Annotated in this window: 10 protein-coding genes, 1 tRNA gene and 1 pseudogene; 8 read left to right on the forward strand and 4 right to left on the reverse strand. The window is 58.5% G+C overall.

Features of this window, described 5'->3' with window-relative positions; translation table 11 throughout:
- Positions 1–36: 36 nt before the first annotated feature.
- Positions 37–999 carry a LysR family transcriptional regulator gene (locus tag ACVWXF_RS02320; RefSeq protein WP_414329225.1) on the reverse strand — a complete coding sequence of 321 codons (963 nt, stop codon included), beginning with the start codon at positions 997–999 and terminating at the stop codon, positions 37–39.
- 124 nt (positions 1000–1123) lie between these two features.
- Between ACVWXF_RS02320 and ACVWXF_RS02325 the strand changes: the two genes are divergently transcribed.
- From ACVWXF_RS02325 to ACVWXF_RS02345, 5 genes and pseudogenes are all read left to right on the forward strand, one after another.
- Complete coding sequence (locus ACVWXF_RS02325) at positions 1124–2275, forward strand: serine hydrolase domain-containing protein (protein ID WP_457473524.1); 1152 nt, start codon at positions 1124–1126, stop codon at positions 2273–2275.
- Positions 2276–2654: 379 nt separating this feature from the next.
- Complete coding sequence (locus tag ACVWXF_RS02330) at positions 2655–3245, forward strand: XdhC family protein (RefSeq protein ID WP_457473525.1); 591 nt, start codon at positions 2655–2657, stop codon at positions 3243–3245.
- Positions 3246–3314: 69 nt separating this feature from the next.
- Positions 3315–4556 (forward strand): RNA-guided endonuclease InsQ/TnpB family protein, encoded by a 1242-nt coding sequence (locus ACVWXF_RS02335; RefSeq protein WP_457473526.1) that lies wholly within the window; start codon positions 3315–3317, stop codon positions 4554–4556.
- A 6-nt stretch (positions 4557–4562) separates the two neighbouring features.
- A pseudogene (locus ACVWXF_RS02340) lies at positions 4563–4697 on the forward strand (XdhC family protein); the annotation flags it as partial.
- Between the two features lie 48 nt (positions 4698–4745).
- Positions 4746–4819, forward strand: a tRNA-Met gene (locus tag ACVWXF_RS02345).
- Positions 4820–4837: 18 nt separating this feature from the next.
- Here the strand turns inward: ACVWXF_RS02345 and leuC are convergent.
- From leuC to ACVWXF_RS02360, 3 genes are all read right to left on the reverse strand, one after another.
- Positions 4838–6241 carry a 3-isopropylmalate dehydratase large subunit gene (leuC, locus tag ACVWXF_RS02350; RefSeq protein WP_414522598.1) on the reverse strand — a complete coding sequence of 468 codons (1404 nt, stop codon included), beginning with the start codon at positions 6239–6241 and terminating at the stop codon, positions 4838–4840.
- Positions 6242–6406: 165 nt separating this feature from the next.
- Positions 6407–7498 (reverse strand): polysaccharide deacetylase family protein, encoded by a 1092-nt coding sequence (locus ACVWXF_RS02355; protein ID WP_457473527.1) that lies wholly within the window; start codon positions 7496–7498, stop codon positions 6407–6409.
- 64 nt (positions 7499–7562) lie between these two features.
- Positions 7563–8594, reverse strand: coding sequence for an NAD(P)/FAD-dependent oxidoreductase (locus ACVWXF_RS02360; RefSeq protein WP_457473528.1), 1032 nt, complete (start codon positions 8592–8594; stop codon positions 7563–7565).
- A gap of 223 nt (positions 8595–8817) precedes the next feature.
- Here ACVWXF_RS02360 and ACVWXF_RS02365 point away from each other — a divergent pair, with 223 nt between their 5' ends.
- The 3 genes from ACVWXF_RS02365 to gyrB all read left to right on the forward strand — a co-directional run bounded on the left by ACVWXF_RS02365 (position 8818) and on the right by gyrB (position 12465).
- Positions 8818–9783 (forward strand): SPFH domain-containing protein, encoded by a 966-nt coding sequence (locus tag ACVWXF_RS02365; RefSeq protein ID WP_457473529.1) that lies wholly within the window; start codon positions 8818–8820, stop codon positions 9781–9783.
- Between the two features lie 12 nt (positions 9784–9795).
- A complete protein-coding gene (rimM, locus tag ACVWXF_RS02370; protein WP_457385950.1) occupies positions 9796–10335 on the forward strand; it encodes a ribosome maturation factor RimM in 540 nt (179 codons plus the stop codon).
- Positions 10336–10536: 201 nt separating this feature from the next.
- Positions 10537–12465 (forward strand): DNA topoisomerase (ATP-hydrolyzing) subunit B, encoded by a 1929-nt coding sequence (gene gyrB, locus ACVWXF_RS02375; RefSeq protein WP_457473530.1) that lies wholly within the window; start codon positions 10537–10539, stop codon positions 12463–12465.
- The last annotated feature ends 86 nt before the right edge of the window (positions 12466–12551 follow it).

Raw genomic sequence — 12551 nt, forward strand, 5'->3', positions numbered from 1 at the left:
TATGGGTATTTGACCAGAAATTTCTACAAAAGGTCTCTACAAAACCGACAACAGCCCAGCAGAGGGCCAATGGGGATCTGCGCCGGAAGCAGGCTCAGCATTACCAGACTGCCTAATCAGCTGGGCGGCCAACTGCAAAAACCGGCGAATGGGAGGGATCCGATAGCGATCGCTGGTGGTAACCATAACCACCTGTCGCCTCAAGAGGGGGGGCTCGGTGGGCCGCACCTGCAAATCCGGATCGGCGCAGCAGTCCACCAGGGCCGACTCCGGCAGGAGGGCAATGAGCTGCCCCTGTCGCACCACCCCCCGAAAGGCATCCAAGGTGTTCAGTTCCAGGGCTGCTTTCAGGGGAAGCCCCTGTCGGGCCAGATGGGATCCCACCAAGGAGCGCATGGCATAGCCATCCTTGAACACGGCCTGGGGATACTCCGCCAGCACCTTCCAGGGGATCTGCTCGTAGCGGCTGAGGGGATGGTTGGCGGGCATCAATACTTGAATTGGCTCGGAGTACAGTGGCTCCACCACCAGCTCTGCCCCCCGCGTCATCAGGGGGTTCTCCATCACCAGGGCCACGTCCACCAGCCCATCTCTGAGCACCTTTAAGGCGCGGTCGCTGCCCAGAGCGGTAACCCGCAACTGCACCTCTGGGTACTCCCGGCAAAACTGTTGCAGCACCGGCGGCAGTTGATGGGCGATCAGAGAATGGATCCCAGCAATGCAGAGCTCGGTTTGCTGGCCCTGCAGCCATTCTCGAATGCTTTCCTGAGCCCGCTGCCATTCTTGACAGATGCGACGGGCATGGGGCAAAAGCCGTTCCCCGGCCACAGTTAGGGCCACCGGGCTTTTGCGATGCAACAGCGGAGCGCCCACTGCTTCTTCCAGGGCCTGGATCTGGCGGCTAATGGCCGATTGGGTCAGACCGCTGAGGCGAGCAGCGGCCAAAAAGCTGCCCGTTTCCACCACGTTCAAAAAAGCTTGCAACAACTCCAGCCGCACCTGGGATCCCTTGATGATGTAGCCTGCCGTGGTGGCATCCTAGCTGGGGAAGCGGTAGGCTTTTGTAAACACCGTTACAAGTTGTTTGTTGGACTGGGGATCCCCAAGCCAGGAGGAGAAGCAGATGGGTTGGGATCCAGCCTTGCTGGAGGGGCTGCTCAACTCCGCCATTCCCCACCTTTTCCCCGCTGCCCAGGTGGTCATCCGCCACAAGGGAAGGTGTATCTACTCAAGGGCGGCAGGCCATCTCGACCCTGAGACCCGGCGCCAACCGACAACCTCGGCCACCCGTTTTGACCTGGCCTCGCTGACCAAGCTGTACACCGCCACTGCCTGCATGGCCCTGGTGGAAGCCGGAGCGTTGCTGCTGGATCAACCGGTCAGTCTCCTGTTGCCGGAGTTTCAGGGATCCCGCCCCATTGCCCCCTATGAAGATCCTCTGCAGCCGGGGAAATGGATTGCTGTGGAACCGGAATCCTTAGGCCAGCTTGTTGCAACAGAACAGGTGACGGTGCGACAGTTGCTGGCCCACACCGCCGGTTTGCCCGCCTGGCGACCCCTTTTTCGACAGCCCGATGCCGAATCGGCCCGGCACATGGCCCTGCACACCTTTTTGGCCTACAGGCCGGGATCCCGCAGAGTCTACAGCGATCTTGGATTGATCCTGCTGGGGCTGGCTTTGGAACGTCTGAGCGGAACCCCTCTGGATCAGATCTTGTACGCCCGGATCTTGCGGCCTCTGGGCCTGAGCCAAACTCAGTTTTATCCAGGGGATCCTTTCGACCCACCCCCTGTCTCTGTCTCTTGTGCCCCCACCGAGCTGTGTCCTTGGCGAAAGCGCCGCCTACAGGGGCAGGTTCACGACGAAAATGCCGCCCGCCTGGGCGGGATCGCCGGCCATGCCGGACTATTCGCCACGGCAGAGGAAGTAGCTGCTTTCGGAGAGAGTTTTTTGACGGGATCCCTGTTGCAGCCGCAGACGGTGAGGGAAATGACCCGCGAGCAGTTGCCTCAGCAAGGGGATGCCCACCGCTGTCACGAGCGCCGGGGTTTGGGGTTTGCCTTGCACTCCCCGGATCCCTTGGCCAGCAGCTCCCCGTTCAGCCCCAGCGCCTTCGGCCACACCGGCTTCACCGGAACCTCCCTGTGGATCGATCCAGAGCGGGAGCTGGTGGTGACGCTGCTCACCAACGCCGTCTACCACGGTCGGCAGGAGAACGGATTCCAGGCTTTCCGGGTTGCCCTCCATCAGGCCATCCTAGAGGGGCTTTCTTGATCATTGAGTCCCTGACCGTTCCCGCTAGGGTGCCGTAGGCATAACCGAGGCTGAGGTGGACGAGACCTTTTACCGACAGTTGGCAGACATGCTGATACATTTACGCTGAACACTGCTGAACATCACTGTTCAACTATGCAGCGATAGCATTCTGCTTGTTTCCATTCGCGTTAGCGGGACGGAGTCCAAACAGAATGGCGGTATCCCGCAAAGCTTTGAGTAGAATACCCAAAGCGCAGTTTCCGTGTCGTCTTACTACCAATTTTCTGCTTTGCTTTGGCTACCATGTTGGCAGACTCGAAAGTAAACAGAAAGATCAACTGGTAGTAATCCGTACTGAACATGTTATACATTATTTTCAGTATAGTTGAGCTTATTATTGACTAGGGTCATGCTCTCCCGCGGGCCGCTGGTGGTGGCCACGGTGGTCCGCACCCAGGGATCTGTGCCTCGCCAGGCGGGGGCAAAACTGGCCGTGGGATCCGATGGCACCCTGTTGGGCACTGTTGGCGGTGGGGCTGCCGAAGCGGAAGTCATTGCCCGAGCGCAAACCCTTTTGCAGACCGCTGTTCCCGTTGGCGATGGCGATGGGGAGTCCTCGCCGGCTGGGATGCCGGTTTCCCTCGATCTCAACAGCCCTCCCCTGGGCGTTTGCGGGGGACGGATGCACATTTGGCTACAGCGATGGCAGGGATCCCTTGCCCAAACGTTGGTGGCCCAGATCCTCCAGGCTCTGACCCAAGGGCAAAGGGCTTGGCTGATCACTCCCCTCGATCCCCAGGGGTTCCCCTACCTCAGGCTTGGCGACAGCAATGTGGAGCACTTTGCCCCCCTGCCATCCCGCCCACAGCTCCTCGCGGGATCCTGGGTCGAGCCCCTCCTCCCTTCCCCCACCCTGCTGATCGTCGGAGCGGGCCACTGCGGCCTGTCCCTGGCCCAGGAAGGGATCCCGGAGACCGCCTTCAGCTAGAAATCGCAGGAGCCCCGCACTGTACCCGTAGGGTCAGTGTCGGGAGGAATGCGAGGTTACAATAGAACCATGACCCAAGTCCTGACCGTATCCTGCAAGCTCAAGGCGTCCCAGTCGCAAGCCGCCAAATTGGACGCGACTTTGGAGGCTTTTGGCCAAGCCTTGAACTGGGTCAACCAAAACACACCCGAGAAAGTCGCCAACGCCGTTAAGCTCCAGTCTCTGTGCTACCGCGAAATCCGTGCCCGGTTCGGCTTGTCCAGTAACTTGGCAAGGACTACGTCCCGCTTACGCGACCAGCAGGTCTGCAGACGGCTGGCCAGTGCCCGTAAAGTTGCCCGACAGAAAAACCGCCCCGTCAAAGCGTTCAAGAGAGGCTTTGCGACCTACGATGCCCGTATCTTTTCGTTCCGCGAGAAAGACTGGACGGTGTCGCTGACCACGGTGGAGGGTCGGGAGCGCTTTGAGCTGGCGATTGGCCGTTACCAGAGAGAACAGTTGGCGGGCTCCAATCCCAAATCTGCCACTCTGGTCAAGCGCAAAGACGGTTCCTACTCCATTCAAATCTGTGTGGAAGCGGAGCCATCCCCACCGCAACGCACGGATAGAGTGCTGGGGGTGGACTTGGGCAGGACGGATATTGCTCATACATCGGAAGGAGATAACTGGAATGGACAGCAGTTGAACAAAGTCCGAGACCATCACTCGCGGTTGAGGGCGGTACTCCAACGCAAAGCCAGTAAGGGCACCCGCAGTTCGCGGCGCAGATGCAGAGAACTGTTGCAACGGCTGTCTGGCAAGGAGAGGCGCTTTCAGGCGTGGGTCAATCATCGCATCTCCAAAGCTATTGTCTCTAGGGCAAAGACCACAAACAGCGCTCTTGCTCTGGAAGACTTGACAGGGATAAGGACTCCGTCCCGCTGGCGCGATCGGGAAAGGGTCAATCAACAGCCACGCAGCAAAGCCGAGCGGCGTAGGGCCAACAGTTGGGCGTTCTACCAACTACGTCAGTTTCTGGAGTACAAGGCGAGGGTTGCAGGGGTTTCTCTGATTCTTGTGCCGCCTGCCTACACGTCGCAGACCTGCCACCGGTGTTTGCACATCCATCCCGATCCTGCGCAATCCTACCGCAGTGGGAAGCAGTTCAAGTGTGGGCACTGTGGATGGGAAGGGGATGCGGACTGGAATGGGGCCAACATGATTGCCAAGCTTGGGGCTGTCGTAAACCAGCCTAGAGGCCCGTGGTTGGCTTGCCAACTGCAGGGCTACCGAAAGCCCGCCCCGTACTGCGAAGCAGTCAGGGCCGGGTAGTTTACTCGGCTCTTTGCCCCCATTGGCCTGGAGATCCACGCCGAAACCCCCGCCGAGATTGCCATCAGCATCACCGCCCAGCTCATCCAGGTGCGACGGGGATCCCCGAAGACAATACCCACACAAAAGGGCGAAACTTAGGCGTAGGCTTGCCGGTTGGCCCGAGAACAAGCTAGGCTAGAAAAGCGCTGCGGGGTAGAGCAGCCTGGTAGCTCGTCGGGCTCATAACCCGAAGGTCACTGGTTCAAATCCAGTCCCCGCTATACCTAGGAGACAGTTGCTTAGAGCAGCGTCCGCACATCCACCACCTTGCCGCTGACTGCCGCTGCGGCCACCATAGCCGGGCTCATGAGCAGAGTACGCCCGCTGGGGGATCCCTGGCGGCCCTTGAAGTTGCGGTTGGAAGAAGAGGCGCTGATCTGGCGCCCCACCAGCCGATCCGGGTTCATCGCCAAACACATGGAGCAACCGGGATCCCGCCACTCAAACCCCGCCGCCTCGAAGATCTCCCGCAGGCCCTCCTGTTCTGCCTCCTGCTTTACCCGTTCTGAGCCGGGCACCACAAACGCCTTCACCCCTGGGGCCACCCGCCGCCCCTTGGCAATCTTGGCTGCCTCCCGCAGGTCGCTCAAGCGGCCATTGGTGCAACTGCCGATAAAGCAGACATCCACCGGTGTCCCTACAATGGGATCCCCCGGCTGCAAGTCCATGTAGGCATAGGCCTCTTTGGCCAGTTCCCGCTCGCTTTCCGGCAGATCTTCTGGGGCAGGGATCCGCTCATCCACCCCAATCCCTTGGCCGGGGGTGATCCCCCAAGTAACCGTCGGCGCAATATCTGCGGCCTGGAAGACCACCACATCGTCGTAGCGGGCATCGCCATCGCTGGCCAGGCTTCTCCACCAGGCTACCGCCTCTTCCCAATCCGATCCCTGGGGGGCAAACTCTCGCCCCCGCAAATACTCAAAGGTCACCGCATCGGGGTTGACGTAGCCGCAGCGGGCCCCTCCCTCGATGGACATGTTGCAGAGGGTCATGCGCTCTTCCATGCTCATGGCTTCAATGGCGCTGCCCCCATACTCGTAGGCGTAGCCCACCCCGCCTTTGACCCCCAGCTTGCGGATGATGTGCAGAATTACATCCTTAGCGTAAACTCCCGGCCCCAACTTGCCGTGGATCTCAATGCGGCGCACCTTGAGCTTGGACAAAGCCAAAGTTTGGGTGGCCAATACGTCTCGCACCTGGCTGGTGCCGATCCCAAAAGCAATGGCCCCAAAGGCCCCGTGGGTAGAGGTGTGGCTGTCCCCACAGGCGATGGTCATCCCCGGCAGAGTTAACCCTTGCTCCGGGGCAATCACATGCACGATCCCCTGCCGACCGGAGCCGCTGTTGTAGAAGCGGATGCCGTATTGCCGACAATTGCGCTCCAGTTCCTGGATCATCTCCTCCGCTAAGGGATCCGCAAAAGGCCGTGCCCGGTTGTCGGTGGGAATGATGTGATCCACGGTGGCCACCGTCCGCTCGGGAAACAGAACCGGCAGATGACGCTCCCGCAGCATGGCAAAAGCCTGCGGGCTGGTCACCTCGTGGATCAGGTGCAGGCCGATGAACAACTGCGTCTGCCCAGAGGGCAAAATCCGCACCGTATGGGCATCCCACACCTTATCGAATAATGTCCTCTCGCTCATCTTCCTCGGCCCGCAGCCAAGTCCTGTGAACTTTCAATGTGCTACTTGGGGAAAGGGTTGTCAAGGTACGGGCTGCCGTTATCTCTATGCGATCCCGGTGGGCGAAGGCGGATCTGAGTCCTCAAACCGGGAAACCCCTGCCTCAGCCAACGAGAAACTCGCCCTTCAAACGGGATCCCTGATGGCCGGCCAGGGCAAAAAGCGATAGCCCGCCCCTTCAATGGCGGCGACGATATCCGGCAGGGCCTCTGCAGTGTGGGGCCAGCGATCGTGCAGCAGCAAAACCAGGGGCCGCTCGGAAGCTTGGATCGCCGGCAACTGAGCTCGAACACGCTCCAAAAGTTGGGCTGCGCTTTGGCCCGCGTAAGCATCTTCCGGGCTCATGTTCCAGTAAAGAACTCGATATCCTGCCTGCTCCAGAGAGCGACGCAAAGCAGAATCTAGGCGAAAACCTCCCGGTGGGCGAACAACCAGTTGGGGATCCAAGTTCAACGCTTTGAGCAGTTGGGTTGTCTGATCCACCTCAGCATAAAACAGCTCGTTGCTTCCGTAGAGACGTTGATAATCGTGGGTAAAAGTGTGATTGGCTAGGGTGTGGTGATGGGCCTGGATCAATTGAGCCAATTCAGGAAATCGGGAAACGTGGGTGCCGATAACAAAGAAAGTGGCCGGGATCTGAAGATCATCCAAAACCTGTAAAAGTCGGGGGGTGGATTGGGGCCAGGGGCCATCGTCAATGGTCAGAAAGGCAGAACGAGGCGGCACCTCCAGTAAAGGCCCCAGCATTTCTTCCAAGGGCAATTGCAAAGGTTGGCTGTTTTCCGCCGGATCGAGAAAGTCGGGATCCGGGATCCAGCTATGCTGCAGAAACACCTCCACACGAGGGGGAGCAGGGGTAATCAACAGTCGCCCCGTCTGCTCATTTTGGTTGCCCCAGCTCAGTCGATAGGGCAGATCCGAGGCAATCTCGACGGTTGTTGTACGGGTAATGACTCCGTAGGGGATGTCAATCAAATAGTGCCCGTTCACCTCTTCTTGATGGATCCAGGCTGCCGAAGGAGCTGATAGATAAATGAGCAAATCTTGGGGATTGGCACCGCGCACCACCCGAATGCTTTCGATGGGGAGAATGAGGTTGTATTCCGAGGTGGCCGTCAGGTTCAGCTCAAAAAGAGGCTGGGCCCCTACCGTGCAGTAGTAGATCAGTCCAACCAGTAGGAAAACCAGGCAACATATCAACGCTTTCAGAGAGTGCATAGGAATGGCTTAAGCCTTCGCAACCAATCATAGGACAGAAGCCACCCAAGCTCGATAGAGCCCATCAATTTAGTGAGGATCCGGAAGGCCCTGGGATCCCAGGTGGCGAGAGCAGCCGCTCTTCCCATTTACGTGCAGGCGAGGCCCGTCGGATGTCCCGCCAAATGGCTGTGGCAGCTAAGGTACCATCGGCAACCGCAATCGCCACCTGGTTCAGGCCCTGCTTCAAATCGCCCAGCGCAAACAGCCGCGGATGGGCAGTGCGACACCACTCGTCGGTTAGCAGGTTTTCCCCTTGCCATTTCAAGCCGGGGATCCCTTTCAAATAAGCATTGTGGTATTTGGCTCCCATCGCCACCAAGCCGGTGGTCGCTTCGATGTAGGTGCCATCTTCCAGCTCCACACCCTGCAATTGATGGTTTTCTCCAAGAAAGCGGCGAATAGGAGATTCGTAGAGGGGGTAGCCATGATCCGCCAGTTTTTTGCGCATGTCGGGGCCGACCGAGCAGAGGCCGTGGGTCAACACCGAGATATAGGGTGTAAACCAGTTGAGGACAAAAGCTGTATTGATCCGATCTTCCGAATTGACGATCAACACTGACTTTTGATCCCGCATTTCGTAGCCATCGCAGATCATACAGACATGCAGTGAATAGCCGGCGTAGTCGTAAACATTCTGCATATCCGACAACTGAGGCAGCTCGTCCATAATGCCGGTTGCTGCAATCAGATATTTGCTCCGAAAAACGGGGTAGAGGCTGTTCATTTTTCCCACCTTGACCTTGACTGCAAAAAGGTCTCCCTCATCGGTGGCATCTTCCACAAAACCGCGCAGGTAATCTACCCCCAAGCTGAGGGCATGCTCTGTTCCCTGTCGCAACAGCTCTCGTCCGGGAGTGATCGGAGGCAATCCCAGATAATTGCGCAAATCCTGCATCCAAAAAGAGCGGCCTCTGCCCTTCTCCACCACCAGGCAACTCAGTCCGTAACGGGCCAGATAGATTGCCGCCGACAACCCCCCTGCTCCCCCTCCGGCCACGATCACGTCATAGATTTTGTTCAAAGCAACTTCTAGATTCCTGCTGCTCAGTTTCATAGACGGGATCCCCTCACGAGCTTTTTGCCGGGTGATCTCAGGTCGTTGGCTGCGGCCTGAAAAATCTTAAGAAACTCTATATGTTCCGAGGACTGCTTATCCTGCTGAGTCCACCACATTCACATTTCTGTTGAGGCGTGATCCAAGTGAAGGGAGCAGTCCCAACAACCGTCTAGCAACCGTCTAGAATGGGGACTGAACTCCCCCTTAGGAGAAAAGCCCTATGCCAGGTATCTTAGCGGCCATTGCCCTGATCTTTGTCGGCTACCTGTTCAACTCGGTCAAAATCATCAGCCAGGGGTATGAGGCATTGGTGGAGCGTTTGGGCAGGTTTCATCGCAAGCTGACCCCAGGATTGCACTTTATTCTTTCCCCTATCGATAGGATTGTGTTCCAGGAAACCATCCGCGAGAAGGTGTTGGACGTGCCTCCTCAGCAGTGCATCACCAGCGACAACGTCTCTTTGATGGCCGATGCGGTGGTCTATTGGCGCATCACCGACATGATCAAGGCCCGCTATGCGGTGGAGGACGTGCAGCGGGCTTTGGTTAATCTGGTGCTGACGGCTCTGCGGGCAGAAATTGGCCGCATGGATTTGGATCAAACCTTTTCCTCCCGCGCCGAGATCAACGCTCGCCTTTTGACAGAGCTGGACGAGGCCACAGATCCCTGGGGGATCAAGATCACCCGCGTGGAAGTCAGGGACATTCAACCCTCTAAGACTGTGCAAGACTCGATGGAAAAGCAGATGGCTGCCGAGCGGGAGAAGCGGGCCGCCATTCTGAAATCAGAAGGGGAGCAGCAGGCCAGCATCAACCAAGCGGCTGGGGCCGCCAAGGCGCAGCTATTGCGGGCAGAAGCGGAGAAACGGGAGCGGCTGCTGTTGGCTGAGGGCACGGCTGAAGCCATCAAGACCATCGCCGCCACGCTGCAGGAGAATCCAGAGGCAGCCAATGCGTTGCAATACCTGATGGCGCAAAACTATATCGACATGGGCTTCAAGGTAGGCAGCAGTCCCAGCGCCAAGGTAATCTTCATGGATCCCAATTCGATCCCTGGCACCCTGCAAGGGCTGCTCTCCATGGTGGACGTGGCCAAGGGTGGGGAAGGATCTCGCGCGGCGGCCTCTCAGAAGCTGCGTACCCCGGCTTCTTTCCCAACCGAAGTGGACTTTCCGCGGCTCGACTGAGTTTGACCGACCATGATGGCCCGGGATCCCGATTGGCTGCTGGTGGGACAGGTGGTGGCGGCCCACGGCTTGCGGGGCTGGCTGCGGGTTAGGTGCTGGTCGGATTTTCCAGAGCGCTTCACAGAGCCTGGACCACGCTGGTTGCAGCGGGATACGGATCCCGAGCCCCTGCTGCACCCCTTGATCGAGGGGCAGTTTTTCCCGGCTAAGGGTCTTTATTTGGTGCGACTGGAAGGGATCCCCAATCGAACGGTGGCTGAGACCTGGGTGGGGGCTAGGCTGCTGGTACCGGCTTCCCACCGCTTGCCCTTGCAGCCGGAAGAGTACCACTACCGCGATCTCATCGGCTTGACCGTCTATCGCCAGGGGGAGCTGCTGGGACATGTTTCGGGGATTTTGGCAGCCGGCCAGGATGTGCTGGAGATAACAACCCCTGATCACCGGCAGGTGTTGATCCCCTTTGTGAAAGCCCTGGTGCCTGTCGTGGACTTGGAAAAAGGCGCGCTTCACGTGCAGCCGCCGCCGGGGCTGGTGGAGAGCTTTCTGGGTTAGAGTTCGGCAAGACGGCCTGACTTCCGTACCTGCATCCCATCCTGAACTTGGCCCTCAGAAGCGTCTGTGTGGCCGTTCTAGCCTTTTGTGCTATCATGGGGACAGTTTTTTGATGATAAGCTGATTCCTGGCCTTTAAGGTCAATTTTTCTGGGTTTCTGTTGATCTTGGCCGGGAGCCTTCCTCGGGATTGGAGTTGGGAATGACGGAAAACTACGGTGCAGAGCAGATCCAAGTTTTGGAAGGCTTGGAGGCTGTGCGCAAACGCCCTGGCATGTACATTGGCTCCACCGGGCCGAAGGGGTTGCACCATTTGGTGTACGAGGTGGTGGACAACTCTGTGGATGAGGCCCTGGCCGGCTATTGCGACGATATTCAGATCAGCCTGCATCCCGACGGCTCGGTAGCCGTCTTGGACAATGGCCGTGGCATTCCGGTGGACATCCACCCCAAAACCGGTCAGTCGGCCCTGGTTACGGTGCTGACGGTGTTGCATGCGGGGGGCAAGTTTGGCGGTGGCGGCTACAAGGTCTCCGGCGGGCTGCACGGCGTGGGCGTATCGGTGGTGAATGCCCTCTCCGAATGGGTGGAGGTGACGGTTTGGCGAGAGGGCAAGGTTTACTTTCAACGGTTCGAGCGCGGGGCGGTGGTGGGATCCCTGAAATCTGAACCCCAACCCAAGGGATCCAACCGGCGGGGTACAGAGGTGCGCTTCAAGCCGGATGGGCTGATCTTTCCCGAGCGAGAGTTCGACTATGCCCTGCTGGCGGCCCGCTTTCGCGAATTGGCCTACCTCAATGCCGGCTTGAAAATTACCTTTAGCGATCTGCGGCGGGATCCGCCCCACTGCGAAACCTATCAATATGCAGGCGGCATCAGGGAATATGTAGCCTTTATCAACCACGAAAAAACGCCCATCCACTCCGACATCATCTACATCCAAGGGGAGCGGGATGGTGTGGAGGTGGAAGTGGCCCTGCAGTGGTGCTCGGATGTGTACACCGATACTTTGATTGGCTTTGCCAACAACATTCGCACCAGCGAAGGAGGCACCCACCTAGAGGGCCTGAAAACCTCTCTCACCCTCACCATCAACAGCCAAGCCCGCAAACTCAACAAGCTGAAGGATTCCGACAGCAACCTGGCTGGAGAAAATGTGCGCGAGGGGTTGACGGCCATCGTCTCGGTCAAGGTGCCCAACCCCGAGTTTGAGGGGCAAACCAAAACCAAGTTGGGCAACACCGAGGTGCGGGGCATTGTGCAAACCCTCGTCTCCGAGGCGCTCACGGAGTACTTGGAGTTCAACCCCAACGTGGCCAGGGGGATCGTCGATAAGGCCATCCAGTCCTTCAATGCTGCCGAGGCAGCCCGGCGGGCCAGAGAATTGGTGCGGCGCAAATCTGCCCTGGAATCTTCCACGCTGCCGGGGAAGTTGGCCGATTGCAGTTGCCGCGACCCGGCGGAATCTGAGGTGTATTTGGTGGAGGGCGACTCTGCAGGCGGCAGCGCCAAACAGGGTCGGGATCGGCAGTTTCAGGCGGTGTTGCCCCTGCGCGGCAAGATTCTCAACATTGAAAAGGCAGATCCCGCCAAGATCTACAAAAACGCCGAAATTCAGGCCATGATCACAGCGCTGGGTTTGGGAGTTAAAGGGGATGAATTTGATCCCAGCCAACTGCGCTACCACCGCATCATCCTCATGACCGATGCTGACGTGGACGGCAGCCACATTCGCACCCTGTTGCTGACCTTTTTCTACCGCTATCAAAAGGCGCTTCTGGAACAGGGCTATGTCTATATCGCCTGTCCGCCGCTCTACAAAATCGAGTGGGGCCGCAACAATGTTCGCTATTGCTACAGCGACGCCGAGAAAGACCAGATCCTGCGGGGGCTGCCTGCCAACACCAAGTACACCATCCAACGGTTCAAGGGTCTGGGGGAAATGATGCCTGAACAACTTTGGGAGACCACCATGAACCCGGCAACGCGCACCCTCAAACAAATCACCATCGAAGATGCGGTGGAGGCGGATCGCATTTTCACCATCTTGATGGGAGATGCTGTTGGTCCCCGACGGGAGTTTATTGAGGCCCACAGTGCCCATTTGGATCTGGCGGCTCTCGATATTTAGCGACTCTCGATATTGGGTGGAGAGAACTCTGTCCCGCCTCTTCGGGGCCCACGGCAGGGGGAAAGTGCTCCGCACCGCTGGCGCGA

It is taken from the genome of Thermostichus sp. MS-CIW-40 (assembly GCF_054058315.1).

Coding starts and splice junctions, on each gene's coding strand:
- ACVWXF_RS02325 (WP_457473524.1), top strand. CDS start 1,124: ATGGGTTGGGATCCAGCCTTGCTGGAGGGGCTGCTCAACTCCGCCATT.
- ACVWXF_RS02335 (WP_457473526.1), top strand. CDS start 3,315: ATGACCCAAGTCCTGACCGTATCCTGCAAGCTCAAGGCGTCCCAGTCG.
- leuC (WP_414522598.1), bottom strand. CDS start 6,241: ATGAGCGAGAGGACATTATTCGATAAGGTGTGGGATGCCCATACGGTG.
- ACVWXF_RS02355 (WP_457473527.1), bottom strand. CDS start 7,498: ATGCACTCTCTGAAAGCGTTGATATGTTGCCTGGTTTTCCTACTGGTT.
- ACVWXF_RS02360 (WP_457473528.1), bottom strand. CDS start 8,594: ATGAAACTGAGCAGCAGGAATCTAGAAGTTGCTTTGAACAAAATCTAT.
- ACVWXF_RS02365 (WP_457473529.1), top strand. CDS start 8,818: ATGCCAGGTATCTTAGCGGCCATTGCCCTGATCTTTGTCGGCTACCTG.
- rimM (WP_457385950.1), top strand. CDS start 9,796: ATGATGGCCCGGGATCCCGATTGGCTGCTGGTGGGACAGGTGGTGGCG.
- gyrB (WP_457473530.1), top strand. CDS start 10,537: ATGACGGAAAACTACGGTGCAGAGCAGATCCAAGTTTTGGAAGGCTTG.